Below are 14,009 nucleotides of genomic sequence, written 5' to 3' on the forward strand. Positions count from 1 at the left end.
TGTCGTTTGCCTAACTTTTTTCGCGATTGTGCCGCCGCTTGGCCCACTCAGCAAGCCAAAGGCGGCGGATGATGGCAATGTTTTGAAACAAGCGGACGCCGAAGGCGAACACAGCCGCTAAATACAAGTCTACACCAAGATGCACCCCAAGAAAAGTTAAAGTTGCGGCCAGAACAATGTTGAAAAAAAACCCGGTTATAAATACGGTTTCGTCGTACGTCCGCTGCAGATGGGCGCGCCATCCTCCGATTAATGTATCAAAGGCGGCCAAAATGGCAATCGACAAATAATTGGAATATTCATCGGGAACTTCCCAGCCGGCGAGAACGCCGATGGCAAACCCAAGAAGCAATCCGAGAAGCGGGAGCCACATGCTATTTCTCCTCCTTGCCGCCGTTTTCTGTCTCCATGTATTTCACATCAGGGCGGCTAGCCGCGGGCGAAATGACAACGAGCGGCTGGGGCTTGGATATTGACAGCTCCAAGTTTTCCACGGCGAAATCATCGCGGATCGGCGAAACAGCGAGCCCGCTGTACAGCTTGTCCGCATCATCGGCAATTGCTCTCACTTCGACTGGCAGCCTCACTGAGCGGCTCCCAACTTTCGTTGCGCCATTGACATCGCGAATGGCCGTCCGGTTCGTCAGCCGCTCACCGTCGATGGCGATTTCTTTCGCCCCGTATTTGTTCAACTCATTCACTAACCGTTGCAATAGCTCGGGCGATACGGTGGCAACGGCCGGACCAACGTAGCCGGCAGCCGAAAGCGGCGCGATCGTCAACACGAGACCGCTTCCTCTCACTTCTGTCAGCCCGGCTTCTTCCCTCAGCTTCGCGACTGTCGCTTCAAGCTCTGTCGCGCCGCCCGCCTCGTGTTCCTGACGGTAGCGGCGCAATGTTTCCTCATAACTCTCTAGCTCCTCAAGCAGCCGTTGTTCAAGCTTCTGCTCTTTTGTCAAATCTGCGCGCAACTCCCAAATGTCGCGCGTGTCGCGTCCTTCCGGATGCAGCGTCGTCCGAAGCCCGACGGCCAGCATCACACCGAATATGACAGCTACGCCGGCAAAATAGAATCGATGTTTCCGTTCCAATGCGCTTCACCGCCCCTTTCCGCCCGTTTTACGGCTCGGGCGCAAACACCGGATCCAACACGATCGCTTCTTGCTTTTCCACTTTTACGTCGATATGGTCTTCGACAAGTTCGTCGACGATGCCGCCGGGAAGCTCTAGAGCGGACATGAGCACGTCCGGATTGCCAATGGCCGAAATGACAAACGGAGCGGCATGCTGCGTTCCATCGACCTCAATGACTGGACCGTTGCAGACGATGTATGAACGGTGGGAAATGCGCTGCCCATTAATCGCGACCGCTTCGGCGCCGGAAATGAGCAACTCGTGAACAACTTTCCATACGTGCTGTTCGTGAACGATATAATTGGTAGCGCTCGCTTCAGAGGGGATATAAGAGGAATCGGAAAGGGTGACTGCTACACCTTTCCCTTTCACCCTCGCTTTTCCGACATGCATGCGCAGCTGTTCCGCTTCTTTTGCCAATCCAGCCTCGTTCTCCCGCTCCTCGGCCAGCTTCTTCTCCCATGCAGCCAGCTCCTCCTGCTTCTTGACAAGCTGCTGCTTGAGCGACCGGTTTTCTTTTTGCAAAGCAAGAAGCGCCGAGCGATATTCGTACTCTTTTTTCCACTCGCTGTCGCCCCATTCGCGGCGGGATGCTTCGTTTTTCGCATGTTGGTACGAGAACCCGAGCATAGCGCCGAAGATCAAGCAGATCAACGTCAGCAGGAGGCGGCTACGAGCTTGTCGTTTCATCGCCATCCTCCTTTTTCGGGGGGGCGTAAGGAACAAAATAGCTGCCGACTTCCAAATGAATGACTCCTTTGACGTTTCGGTCAAGCGCAGCGGCAATCGCCGGATAATGTGACAGCTTGTCCGCAAAATGCCGGATGGTCGCGCTTACTTCATAACCGTCATTCATGTAGACGATGACACGGTCTTCATATTCCTTCGTCGGCTTGTAGTGAATTTCCGACATGGCGCCCAGCACGGCCGCGGGCAGTTCGGCGAGCTGCCCCGTCATTTCCGCAATGGCGTCGCCGTCTTTCCAGCCGACAAGCACCGGCGCATCGCTTGGCGCCGTCTTCGTCCCTTCCTGCTTTAACAGCCGCCCATTTTCAAGCAATGGAAAAAACGTTTGCCGGTCATACACATAAGCGATTCGCCGCCATTCGCGGACGCGGATGACGATCGTGTTCGGCAGCTGTTTTTCCACGATTGCCTCCTTAATTTCTGGATGGCGAGTAAGCTTTGCTTCCACGTTTTGTTCCTTCACTTTCCAAAAGCTTGTCCGCTTCGTAATGCTGCTTAAGCTGATGATGCGCTCCGCTGTGAGATGACGGTTGCCGCTCACTTCCACATGCCTTACCGCGCTGAGCGGCGACTGGAAGTAAAGGACGCACAAAATAAACAGAAAAAAGAAGGACAAGTACGCAATGAGCCGGCGGTTCGCTTTCTGGCGGCGCAGCTCCTTCAGTTTCGGCACGCGGTCCTCCAAAACGACGACTTTTCCCTTTTCCATCGCATTCCCCGCTTTCTTCTTCAACGCCCGCACTGAAACGACCGGTATAAAAACAAACGGCATCCGCTGCCGTTTCTTTGTTTTTGCATTTATTTTCATTATATCACAAATGAATGTAAGAGAGAGCCTGTTTTTATCGCATTTGCCGGCACCATTCGACGATGGGCTGCGTTAGAGAGATGCCAAAAAAGCGGCGGACATCCGCCGCTTGCCTAATACCGGGCATGCCTGCTGATATTAAGCAGCACGCCGATGGCCATCAGCATCAACGTCAGCGACGATCCGCCGTAGCTTAAAAATGGGAGCGTGATGCCGGTAACAGGCATCAATCCCGTCACAACGCCGATATTGATCATCACTTGAATCGCAATCATCGAAATAATGCCAAGCGCCAAAAAACTTCCATACAAGTCAGGGGCGCCAAGGGCAATGCGCACGCCGCGCCAAAGAAGAAGGGCAAAGAGCAGGAGAACGAGTGAACCGCCGATAAAGCCGAGCTCTTCGGCTAAAATGGCGAAAATAAAGTCGGTTTGCGGCTCCGGCAAGTAAAAAAACTTTTGCCGGCTCTGCCCGAGCCCAAGGCCGAACAAGCCGCCCGGCCCAATGGCGTACAGCGACTGGATGATTTGAAATCCGCTTCCAAGTGGATCTTCCCACGGGTTCAAAAACGATGTAATCCGCTTGATTCGATATGGAGCCGACAGGATGAGGACGGCAAGCCCAGCGAGCCCCAAAACGCCAAGCCCGGCAAAATGGCTGAGACGGGCGCCGGCGACGAAAATCATCGTCACGCACGTACCAACCATAACGGTGCCCGTCCCTAAGTCCGGTTGGAGCATAATCATGCCGAACGCGGCAAACACAAGGGCCAACGCCGGCAACAACCCTTGTTTAAATGACGTAATTTTTTTTTGGTTTTCCGATAAATATTTGGCCAAAAAAGCGATCATAGCCAGCTTCATAAACTCGGACGGCTGGATCGAAAACGCCCCGACGCCGATCCAGCTGCGCGACCCATTGCGAACCATGCCGATGCCGGGAATGAGCACAAGAACGAGCAGCACAAAACAGACGCCAAGCAGCACTTTCGACCAGTCGCGCCACACCCAATAATCGATGTTCATGACAAAAAACATAGCGATAATGCCGACGCCCGCAAACAACAGCTGGCGCTTGGCGAAGAAAAACGAATCGTTGAATTTGTATTCCGCCCAAATGGCGCTCGCGCTGTACACCATAATAAGTCCGATGGCCAAGAGCGAAAACGTCAAAATAATGAGCAAAAAATCCGGTGCAGACTTTTTCCGCGGCAATGCCCAACACCTCTATTTTTATAAACTAGAGGGGAAGGGCTGTCCCTTTCCCTCTATTTCAACTTATGCACGGCGTTGATAAAAATGTCCCCTCTCTCCTCGAAAGTTTTGTATTGATCCCAGCTGGCGCATGCTGGAGAGAGCAAAATGACGTCGCCCGGCTCGGAAAGCTCGAAAGCAACCGGGACGGCTTTTTCCACATTATCGACATATCGGATCGTTTCTATTCCCGCTTTTTGGGCGATGCGGCCGATTTTATCCGCCGTCTGGCCGAACAGTACGACCGCCTTCACCTGTTGCAAATACGGGAGAAGATCATCAAACTCATTGCCGCGGTCAAGCCCGCCGGCCAACAAAATGACCGGCTCGCCGGCAAACGCTGAAAGCGCCTTTTGCGTCGCTAAGATGTTCGTCGCTTTCGAGTCGTTGTAAAACCGTCGGCCGTCAATTTCCGCCACATACTGAAGCCGATGTTTCACGCCGGAAAACGCCGCCAGCACCTGGCGGATCGCCTCATCGCTGGCGCCGGCCAACTTGGCGGCCGCCACCGCCGCTAAAATGTTTTCCAAATTGTGCTGTCCAGGAAGAACGATGTCAGCGATTGTGATAACTGGATCACCGTTCCAATAGATGGCGCCATCTTGAACGTACGCCCCTTCGCCGAGAAGCTTCGTCGCCGAAAACAGCACTTTTTGCGATCGAACCAAGGAGGCAATGTTCATCACAAGCGGATCGTCGGCATTGACGACGGCATAATCGCGCTCCGTTTGGTTGCGGAAAATGTTCGCCTTTGCCGCTGCATACGCCTCTTTCGTTCCGTGGTAGTCCAAGTGGGCGTCGAAAATGTTGAGCAAAACCGCAATGGCTGGGCGAAACTTGTCAATGCCGGCAAGCTGAAACGAAGACAGTTCCGTGACAAGCCATTGCCCCGGTTTCGCTTCCCTCGCCACCTCGCAGGCGACAAGGCCGATGTTGCCGGCAAGCAGCGGATCTTGGCCGTCCGCTTTTAACATTTCGTAAATGAGCGTCGTCGTCGTCGTTTTTCCGTTGGACCCGGTAATGCCGATAAACGGCCCTTCGGAAATGTGATAAGCAAGCTCCACTTCGGTCACAACCGGAAGCCCCTTCTCAAGCGCCTTTTTCACCATCGGGTTCGTGTACGGAATGCCCGGGTTTTTCACGACAAGGTCAAACGGCTCATCAAGCAGTTCAAGCGGATGACCGCCGCAAACGACGCGAATGCCGAGCGGTTCAAGCTGCTTGGCCTCCATGTTTTCCGAAAGCGGCTTTTGATCATTGACGACGACCTCAGCGCCTAACTCCGCAAGAAGCCGAGCTGCCGCCGCTCCGCTTTTCGCCAATCCAATGACAAGCACACGACGATGTTGATAAAAACGAGTCGGTTTCAATTACATCCACACCTCGATATAAATTGCTAGCATCGCAAATAAAAGGCCGACGGCCCAAAACGTCACAACGATCCGCCATTCTGACCAGCCGATAAGCTCATAGTGATGATGAAGCGGACTCATGCGGAACACGCGCCGTCCCGTCGTTTTGAACGAAGCCACTTGAATGATGACCGACAGCGTCTCGATGACAAACACACCGCCGATGATGACAAGCAACAGCTCAAGCTTCGTCAAGACAGCGACAGCGGCGATCGCCCCGCCAAGTGCGAGCGAGCCGGTGTCGCCCATAAACACTTTCGCCGGGTGGGCGTTAAACACTAAAAAGCCAAGCACGGCGCCAACAACAGCGACGCAAAATACAGCGACATCGTACTGGCCTTGATTCCAAGCCAAGACGGCATAAGCGCCAAAGGCAATCGCCGCTGTTCCGGCAAGCAGCCCGTCAAGCCCGTCGGTCAAGTTGACGGCGTTCGAGCCGCCGACAAGCATAAAAAACAAGAGCACGCCGTACGCCCATCCGAGGTCGACCGACCAATCGGCGCCAGGAATATGTAAAACTGTGGAAAAGCCGCTTTGGCGGTAGACGACAAAAAAGACGGCTGCGATAAGGAGCTGGCCGATAAATTTTTGCCGGCTCGTCAAGCCAAGATTTCGCTTCATCACGACTTTGATCATATCGTCGAGGAAGCCGAGCACCCCATAGCCGACGGTGACCAACAACAGCAAATACGTCCTCGTCGACAAGTCGGCGATTTTCGGCGTGATCCATAGGGTCGTCGCCACAATCGCCAACAAAATCATGATGCCGCCCATCGTCGGCGTGCCGGATTTTTTCTGATGCGACTTCGGCCCTTCCTCGCGGATGCTTTGTCCGAATTTCAGCCGCCGCAAAAACGGGATGAACAACGGCGACAAAATGACGGTGATCAAAAAAGAAACCGCCATCGCAACCACGATTATTTGTTCTGGCATGCATCGTCACATCCTTTTGCCGGCTGCGCGCTTAACCACCGTTTTTGCAACTCGGCGAGCCGGCGGCGCACAACCGCATCAGCAAGGAAACTATCTTTGGGGAGCGCGAAGAAAAACTGGGCGTCCCTCTCGCCGCCTTGCTCTAAATACCGTTCAAGCAATGCCGCAGCCGCCTCAAGCGGCGACGGGACGAAAAAGAGTGGAAACTGGTTCGGAATATAGCGCGGCAGCGGATCGCCCAAGCGCCAAAACGAAGCGATCGCCCCATGTTCAATGGCCGTTTTCAACGTTTCCGCTCCGCGCTCGAGCGGGACAAACAATCCGTTTTTCACTTGTTGGGTCGGATCGACGAACACGGCGTGAAACCGAATCGTTTCATCGACAATGCCTCGCGCCTCCACCGCAATCGATTGCACCATCCTGTATGCGATCATCGACATCCTCTCTCCTTCACCGCTCTCCGGGCAACGGCGCGATCGTCAAAGTCGATCGCGTCATCGCCGATGATTTGATACGTTTCATGCCCTTTGCCGGCAATCAACACAACATCGCCCTCCTGCGCCTGCCCGATGGCGTAGCGGATCGCCTCTTCCCGGTCGGGAATCGTCACATACGTTCCCGCCCCAGCGCTCACACCGGCTTCCATATCGTGCAAAATTTGCTTCGGGTCTTCCGAACGCGGATTATCGGAAGTAAAAATGGCGACATCCGCATACCGCACCGCCACCTGCGCCATGATCGGTCGTTTCGACCGGTCGCGGTCGCCGCCGCAGCCGATGACGACATAGACGTTCCGTTTGGCAAACTGACGCACCGTTCTCAGCGCATTTTCCAAGCTGTCCGGCGTGTGGGCGTAATCGACGATGATGGTAAAGTTTTGCCCTTCATCGACCATTTCAAACCGCCCCGGCACCGGTTCGACATCCGCAAGCGCTGCGGCGATCGTTTCGAGCGAAAAGCCAGAGGCAAGGCAGGCCGCGGCAGCGGCGAGAATGTTATAGACGTTAAACAAGCCGACAAGTTTCGTTTCGATCGCCGTCGACCCATGCGGAGTGCAAAGCCGAAATGCCATGCCGCCTGAGGTCATGCGGATCTGTTCCGCCATCACATCGCTTTTTTCCTTCATGCCGTATGTGACAATCGGCGCGGCCGTCATATGTTTATAATATTGCGAAACCGGATCGTCATGATTGAGAACAGCAAATTTCGGCCGCCGTTCGTCGTAGCGGTTGCCGAGCTGGGCAAACAAAAGCCCTTTAGCGTTCCGGTATTCTTCCATTGTTCCGTGATAATCCAAATGGTCTTGCGTTAAGTTCGTAAAGACGGCTACATCGTAATCGCAGCCATGCACCCGACCTTGGTGCAGTGCGTGCGACGACACTTCCATGGCGACAAACTCTACTCCTTCATCGACCATCTGTTTAAACGTGCGCTGCAAAATGAGCGACTCCGGCGTCGTATTGGCCGCCGGATAGGAGCGGTCGCCGACCTTGATGTGAACCGTGCCAATGAGCCCTGTTTTCTTGCCTGCTTTTCTCGCGATTTGTTCCATGATCGACGTTGTCGTTGTCTTGCCGTTTGTGCCTGTCACGCCGATTAAATGAAGGCGGTGGGTCGGCCGCCCGTAAAAAGCGTCCGCTAAAATCGCCATCGCCCGCCGGCTGTCCGGCACGAGAACGACCGGAACATCGACGGAAAGCGGACGCTCGGCCACGACTGCCGCCGCCCCGCGTGCCACCGCTTCCTCGGCAAAGTCGTGTCCGTCTACTGTAAGCCCTTTAAGGCAAAAAAAGAGAGAACCGGGGGCAACGCGGCGCGAGTCCATTTCGAGCGCCGCGATGTCCGGATTGCCTCCATCGTGCACCCAAAAACCGGGCAAGTGTGACAGCAGCGTCAACAGTTTCATGTTCGTTCATCCCTTTCGCTTCGAAATCATCCGCTCCGTTAGGCAGACAGTGGAAAAAGGGGCACAACCAACCCGATGTGTCATCGCATCGGTCGCCCCTTGCACGCTCGTCTTACCGTTCTTCCGCCGCTTCGCGTTTCGCCAAATAAATGCGGACCGTTGAGCCTTCTTTCACTTTCGCCCCTGGCTTCGGAGATTGTTCAACAACAACATCTCCCTCGCCACTAACATCTAATTTTAAGTCAAAAAGCTGTTCTTGCAAATCATTTTTTGTCAATCCGATCAAGTTCGGCACCTCAATCACTTTCGGCTCATTCCAGTCACGTTCTTTCGCAAGCTGGTCTTGGCGCGGTTTCACGCCCATAATCCGCAAGCTATCTTCCATAATTTTCCCGACAATCGGCGCAGCGACCGTGCCGCCGAACTGAACCGTTCCTTTCGGGTTGTCGACGGCGACGTACACGACAAGCTTCGGGTCATCCGCCGGAGCGAAGCCGATGAACGAAACGATATGGTTGTTTTGCAAATAGCGGCCGCCTTGCGCCTTTTGCGCCGTTCCCGTTTTTCCACCGACGCGGTACCCTTCGACATACGCCTTTTTCCCTGTTCCTTGAGCGACGACGCTCTCAAGTGCGTAGCGGACTTGTTTCGATGTTTCCTCGGAAATGACGCGTCGTTTCGCTTTTGGCGTGTTGCGGCGGACGATCTCTCCTGTTTCCGGGTCGACCCACTGTTTAGCAATGTACGGAGTGTACAAAATGCCGCCATTGATTGCCGCCGACACGGCAGCGACTTGCTGGATCGGCGTCACCGACACTCCTTGGCCAAACGCCGTCGTTGCCAGTTCCACCGGCCCGACCCGTTTCAAATCAAACAAAATGCCTGTTCCTTCGCCTTGCAAGTCGATGCCCGTTTTTTCGCCAAAACCGAATTGCTTAATGTAGCGAAACAACGTCTCCTTTCCGAGCCGCTCGCCCAGCTCTACAAATCCTGGGTTGCACGAGTTTTGCACGACTTCCAAAAACGTCTGATCGCCGTGGCCGCCTTTTTTCCAGCAGCGGAGCGTAGCGCCGGCTACTTTGGCATAGCCTGGATCAAAGAAATGGTCTTTCAGCAAATTTACCTTATGTTCCTCAAGCGCCGCGGCCAGCGTAATGATTTTAAACGTCGATCCCGGTTCGTATGTGCTCCAAATCGGCAAGTTGCGGTTGTAAATTTCCGGAGGAACGCTCCGGTAATCCGCTGGATTGAACGTCGGCCGGCTCGCCATCGCCAAAATTTCACCGGTGTTCGGATCCATGGCGATGGCGATGATGCCGTCCGGATTGTATTTCGCCTCCGCGATGTCAAGTTCGCGCTCAATGATTGTCTGAATGCGCGAATCGATCGTCAACACCAAATTCAAGCCGTCAGTCGGCGGCGTATAGTCATCAGCTATATCGGGCATGCGCCGCCCTTTCGCATCGGAATAAAACTGCACGGAGCCGCGCTCGCCCCTCAGTTCCTTGTCATAATACAGCTCCAACCCGGTGAGCCCTTGGTTGTCAATGCCGGTGAAGCCGAGCACGTGCGACAAATAGCTGCCAAACGGATAGTAGCGCTTCGTATCTTCAGCGATATACACCCCATCCAAGTCGAGGGAGCGCACATTCGCCGCTTTTTCATCGGAAATTTTCCGCCCTTCTTTCAGGCGGACGATCGACGTTTTTTGCGTGATTTGTTTATAGATGGATTCGACCGAACCGCCCAACACCCCGGCCAGCTTTTTCGCCGCCTCTGCCGGGTTTTTGACTTGCCGCGGAATGACATACACCGTCGGCGCGCTCATGTTCGTCGCCAGCGGGACGCCGTTGCGGTCCAAAATTTCGCCTCGCTTCGGCTCAAACGGAATGTTCCGGCCCCATAGCCCTTTCGCCCGTTCCGCTAATAGATCGCCGAGCCAAAATTGGACGTAGCCGAGACGGAGATCGATAATGGCAAAGATCAAAATCCCGATCAAAAACACGATCGTCAACCGCTTGCGCACGGTAACGTACGATACGCGCATATGGCGGAACCTCCTTCATGGTGGGCTCGTTCCACTATATGCTTGTACGCCCCGTTATAGAACGGCAAACATCATTCGTGCGGCTCGGCTTCTTTCCGCTCGGCCGCCTCTTTCTCCTTCTCCGCCGCCGCTTTCTCCCATTGGCGCGGCGGAGCCAATTCAACGATTAAATAATCGCCTTTGCGCACCTCCGCTCCTGGACGAATGCTTTGGCTGACGACATAGCCGGTCCCTTTTGTGCTCGGCCGCAAGCCGAGAACGCCGGCCACTTTCATAGCGTCGCGCAGCGAGAAGCCGCGCAAATCCGGCATCGTTGCCGCCCCGTCCGTTTTCAACACGACCCGTTCGCCCAAAAGAACGTGATCGCCGCCTTGCGGAAGCTGCTGCTCCACATATTTGCCGCGGCCGATCACAACCGGCACATATCCCTTTTCCTTCAGCTGCTCTGCTGCCGAAGCCGCCGGCTGGCCGATCCATGAATCAAGCGCCTGCGGTTCCGAAGTCTTTGCTTTCATTCGTTTTTCCCCGTTCGGTTCAATATGCAAATATTGCAAACTGCTTTTCATCACCGTCGTAAAAATTTGCGACACCGGCGCCGCTCCGGTTTCGGTCACATCGAGGTGCGGCTGTTGGACAGCGACATACATGAGAAGCTTCGGATCATCCGTCGGCGCCATGCCTAAAAACGAAAAAATGTAGTTTTCCCGTCCGGTCAAATAGCCCCCCGAAGCCGACGGAATTTGCGCCGTCCCCGTTTTGCCGGCGACGCGGTAGCCGTTGATTTGGTACGGACGGCCGGTGCCGTGTTCGGACGTGACGACCGTCTCTAAAATGGCGCGCACTTTGCGCGCGGTTTCCGCCGTAATCGGCTCGCCGACCACGGTCGGCCCATGATCGAGCACGACTTTGCCGCTGTCTGGGTCGACGACTTTCTCGATGACATACGGCTTCATCATTTTCCCATCGTTGGCGATCGCCGTCGCCGCTTGGATTTGCTGGATCGGCGTCACCGATGTCCCTTGGCCGAATCCGGTCGTAATTCGTTCGATCGGGTAGCGATAGCGGATTTGCCCGACCGCCTCATTCGGCAAATCGATGCCCGTTTTCCGGTCAAAATGGAAACGGTGCAAATATTGCAAAAACCGATCTTCGCCAAGCTTTTCTTTCACTAAAATCGAAAAGGCGACGTTTGAAGAGCGCTGCACCCCTTCATTAAACGTGATCGTCCCCCACCCAACATCGTTATGGTCGCGAATCGTATTCGGCCCCACTTTGTAAGAACCGGAGCGATACGTTTCGTTGCCGTTATACACTCCTTCGTTGATGGCCGCCGCGAGCGTGAACACTTTCATCGTCGATCCCGGCTCATACGGATAGGAAATGGCGTCATTTAAAAAGTTCGTAATATCACGCTTGTTTGGGTCGAAGCTCGGACGCGTCGCCATCGCCAAAATTTTCCCTGTTTTTGGATCAGCGACGATGGCGATCATTTTTTTCGGCTTGTATTGCTTCTCGACACTGTTCATCGCATCTTCCAAAAACGATTGAATCTTTCCGTCGATCGTCAAATAGACGTTTGCCCCATTGTCCGGCTTGACAATGCGCTCTTTCCCCCCAGGGAGGCGGAAGCCTTTCACGTCGCCGGCAAACGACACATAGCCGTCTTCTTCACGCAAATACCGGTCAAGCTCTTTTTCCACTCCCATTTTGCCGACCGTTTCGTTGGCTGCATTTTTTTGCGCATAGCCGATGACATGCGACGCAAACATGCCGTTCGGATAAAACCGGCTCGTGTCACGGATGAAAGCGATGCCTGGCAAATGGAGCGCCTCGATTTTTCGCTTCAGCTCAAAACTGATGTTGCGGCCGTAGGCCCCAAACTCGACTTGCTTCGCTTTTTTGGTCAAAATGCGTTCCATCGCCTCGACGTCCATGCCAAGCAGCGGGGCGAGTTGTTCCGCTGTTTTTTTCGGATCGACCACATGGTGCGGATGATCTGGATCGGTGGTCATCTTCGGATCCAAAATGGCCACAACCGTATACGACGGTACATCTTCAGCCAAAATGGCGCCGTTGCGGTCGAAAATCGTTCCGCGCTTCGCTTTGATCGTCCGCGTTTGTTGATGCTGCCGCTCCGCGATCACAGCCAGCGTTTGGCCGTCCGCTTTGCCGGTCCATTCAAGCTGCACAAAGCGGGCGAACAACAGAGAAAAGAGGAAGCCGAACAGGCAAAACAGGATGAACGCTCCCTGATGGGTGTTGCGATGCTTTCTTGCCTCCATCGCCGATCATTCCTGCACAACTTTCACATGGTTTTCGTTGAGCGACAAACCGAGCTCTTTTGCCTTTTGCAAAATGCGCTCGTACGCGCTCAGCCGTTGCACCTCAACATATAGGTCATTGTTCTCCTTTTTCTGCTCGTCAATCGACGCCTCGAGCTTTTGCACACCTTTGTTCAATTCGTAAATGCGCACTTGGTTCGAGACGATATGAACCCCCGCATAGAAGACAAACAAGAAAAACAACATAAACAGCATCTTTTCAGCCAACGACAAGCGAAAGCGCTGCTTCCGCCGCGTCTTCGGGCTTGGCGGTCCCGCCGGATGTCGTTGTTCACGCGCAACTTTGACTGCTGCATCGTTCACATTTTTCCCCTCCTGTTTCTCCATGCATTTGTTTTTCGCCGCAATGGGCGGCGCCCGCATTGAAATTGGTTGTGTTTCCCCGCTATTTTCGTCATCTACAGTTTTTCGGCAATGCGGAGTTTCGCCGAACGGGCGCGATGATTTCGTTCGAGCTCTTCCGCGGAAGGAACGATCGGTTTTTTTGTAATGATTTTCAGCACGGGGCGGTAGTCGTCGGGGAGAACCGGAAGCCCCGGGGGCAATGGCGGACTTTCGCTCGCCTTTTTAAACGTTTCTTTGCAAATGCGGTCTTCAAGCGAATGAAACGTAATGACGCTCACCCGGCCGCCGGAGGCAAGCAGTTCAATCGCCTGCTCGAGCGCCTCGCGAAACGCCTCAAGTTCGTCGTTGACCGCGATGCGGAGCGCCTGAAAAATGCGTTTGGCCGGGTGTCCGCCGCTGCGGCGCGCCGGGGCGGGAATCGCCTCCTTGATCACTTCAACGAGCTCCCCGGTCGTTTCGATCGGCCTCGTGCGGCGCACTTCCTCGATTTTGCGCGCCACTTGCTTCGAAAACTTCTCTTCGCCGTAACGGAAAAAGATGCGGACGAGCTCCTCGTATGGCCAGCGGTTGACAATCTCCGCCGCCGTCAGCCGCTGCTTGCGGTCCATCCGCATATCAAGCGGCGCATCGTGCTGATAGCTGAAGCCGCGCTCGGGTTCGTCAAGCTGCGGCGAAGAAACACCCAAATCAAACAAGACGCCGTCAACGGACTTGACGCCAAGCGCCGAAAGCTCCTCTTGCAAAAACCGGAAGTTCCGGTGCACAAACTGCACTTGCGGGCCGTAGCGGGCGAGCCGTTCGCGCGCATGCATGATGGCGGCTTCGTCTTGGTCAAAGGCAAACAGCTTCCCACATTCCGACAAACGGGAGAGCAAATATTCGCTATGGCCGCCGCCGCCCAGCGTACAATCGACGTAAATGCCGTCAGGGCGGATGTTCAGCCCATCGACTGCCTCTTTCAGCAACACTGTTGTATGTTGAAACACATGTCCACCACCTTCGTTGCGTAAAGCCACACTCACATCGGCCAGTGGCCGCCTCCTTATTATATCGCAAAGATGGACAAAATTTTAGCTTTTTTT

The 14,009-nt window shown here is 54.6% G+C and carries 13 protein-coding genes; all 13 read right to left on the bottom strand.

Features of this window, described 5'->3' with window-relative positions; genetic code table 11:
* Positions 1–10: 10 nt before the first annotated feature.
* Complete coding sequence (locus LG52_RS10045; RefSeq protein ID WP_044731807.1) at positions 11–373, bottom strand: small basic family protein; 363 nt, start codon at positions 371–373, stop codon at positions 11–13.
* A gap of 1 nt (position 374) precedes the next feature.
* The gene (locus tag LG52_RS10050) at positions 375–1,091 is read right to left on the bottom strand and encodes a DUF881 domain-containing protein (RefSeq protein WP_044731808.1); all 717 of its coding nucleotides are present in this window, start codon (positions 1,089–1,091) and stop codon (positions 375–377) included.
* Between the two features lie 28 nt (positions 1,092–1,119).
* Positions 1,120–1,824, bottom strand: a complete 705-nt coding sequence (locus tag LG52_RS10055) for a DUF881 domain-containing protein (protein WP_044731809.1) — start codon at positions 1,822–1,824, stop codon at positions 1,120–1,122.
* Entirely contained in the window at positions 1,805–2,590 is a 786-nt protein-coding gene (gene divIB / locus LG52_RS10060; protein ID WP_197071927.1) for a cell division protein DivIB, read from the bottom strand. The genes LG52_RS10055 and divIB overlap by 20 nt, the downstream gene beginning before the upstream one ends.
* Before the next feature lie 212 nt (positions 2,591–2,802).
* Positions 2,803–3,903 (bottom strand): stage V sporulation protein E, encoded by a 1,101-nt coding sequence (spoVE, locus tag LG52_RS10065; protein WP_044731811.1) that lies wholly within the window; start codon positions 3,901–3,903, stop codon positions 2,803–2,805.
* A 53-nt stretch (positions 3,904–3,956) separates the two neighbouring features.
* A complete protein-coding gene (murD, locus tag LG52_RS10070) occupies positions 3,957–5,312 on the bottom strand; it encodes a UDP-N-acetylmuramoyl-L-alanine--D-glutamate ligase (protein WP_044731812.1) in 1,356 nt (451 codons plus the stop codon).
* On the bottom strand, positions 5,313–6,287 hold the full coding sequence (gene mraY, locus LG52_RS10075; protein WP_044731813.1) for a phospho-N-acetylmuramoyl-pentapeptide-transferase: 975 nt from the start codon (positions 6,285–6,287) through the stop codon (positions 5,313–5,315).
* The gene (locus tag LG52_RS10080) at positions 6,272–6,727 is read right to left on the bottom strand and encodes a hypothetical protein (RefSeq protein WP_044731814.1); all 456 of its coding nucleotides are present in this window, start codon (positions 6,725–6,727) and stop codon (positions 6,272–6,274) included. The genes mraY and LG52_RS10080 overlap by 16 nt, the downstream gene beginning before the upstream one ends.
* The gene (locus LG52_RS10085) at positions 6,718–8,193 is read right to left on the bottom strand and encodes a UDP-N-acetylmuramoyl-L-alanyl-D-glutamate--2,6-diaminopimelate ligase (protein WP_044731815.1); all 1,476 of its coding nucleotides are present in this window, start codon (positions 8,191–8,193) and stop codon (positions 6,718–6,720) included. The genes LG52_RS10080 and LG52_RS10085 overlap by 10 nt, the downstream gene beginning before the upstream one ends.
* 112 nt (positions 8,194–8,305) lie before the next feature.
* On the bottom strand, positions 8,306–10,240 hold the full coding sequence (locus tag LG52_RS10090; RefSeq protein ID WP_044731816.1) for a stage V sporulation protein D: 1,935 nt from the start codon (positions 10,238–10,240) through the stop codon (positions 8,306–8,308).
* 71 nt (positions 10,241–10,311) lie between these two features.
* A complete protein-coding gene (locus LG52_RS10095; RefSeq protein WP_044731817.1) occupies positions 10,312–12,522 on the bottom strand; it encodes a penicillin-binding protein in 2,211 nt (736 codons plus the stop codon).
* A gap of 6 nt (positions 12,523–12,528) precedes the next feature.
* Positions 12,529–12,885, bottom strand: coding sequence for a cell division protein FtsL (gene ftsL / locus LG52_RS10100; protein WP_044733205.1), 357 nt, complete (start codon positions 12,883–12,885; stop codon positions 12,529–12,531).
* A gap of 95 nt (positions 12,886–12,980) precedes the next feature.
* Positions 12,981–13,913: a 16S rRNA (cytosine(1402)-N(4))-methyltransferase RsmH gene (rsmH, locus tag LG52_RS10105; protein ID WP_044731818.1), complete on the bottom strand. Its 933-nt coding sequence runs from the start codon at positions 13,911–13,913 to the stop codon at positions 12,981–12,983.
* Between the last annotated feature and the right edge of the window lie 96 nt (positions 13,914–14,009).

The organism is Geobacillus kaustophilus, assembly GCF_000948285.1.
GTDB classification, from domain to species: domain Bacteria; phylum Bacillota; class Bacilli; order Bacillales; family Anoxybacillaceae; genus Geobacillus; species Geobacillus thermoleovorans_A.

What these genes read in the sequence shown, in the direction of transcription:
- LG52_RS10045 (WP_044731807.1), bottom strand. Translation starts at nt 373, where the DNA reads ATGTGGCTCCCGCTTCTCGGATTGCTTCTTGGGTTTGCCATCGGCGTT.
- LG52_RS10055 (WP_044731809.1), bottom strand. Translation starts at nt 1,824, where the DNA reads ATGAAACGACAAGCTCGTAGCCGCCTCCTGCTGACGTTGATCTGCTTG.
- divIB (WP_197071927.1), bottom strand. Translation starts at nt 2,590, where the DNA reads ATGGAAAAGGGAAAAGTCGTCGTTTTGGAGGACCGCGTGCCGAAACTG.
- mraY (WP_044731813.1), bottom strand. Translation starts at nt 6,287, where the DNA reads ATGCCAGAACAAATAATCGTGGTTGCGATGGCGGTTTCTTTTTTGATC.
- LG52_RS10080 (WP_044731814.1), bottom strand. Translation starts at nt 6,727, where the DNA reads ATGTCGATGATCGCATACAGGATGGTGCAATCGATTGCGGTGGAGGCG.
- LG52_RS10085 (WP_044731815.1), bottom strand. Translation starts at nt 8,193, where the DNA reads ATGAAACTGTTGACGCTGCTGTCACACTTGCCCGGTTTTTGGGTGCAC.
- LG52_RS10090 (WP_044731816.1), bottom strand. Translation starts at nt 10,240, where the DNA reads ATGCGCGTATCGTACGTTACCGTGCGCAAGCGGTTGACGATCGTGTTT.
- LG52_RS10095 (WP_044731817.1), bottom strand. Translation starts at nt 12,522, where the DNA reads ATGGAGGCAAGAAAGCATCGCAACACCCATCAGGGAGCGTTCATCCTG.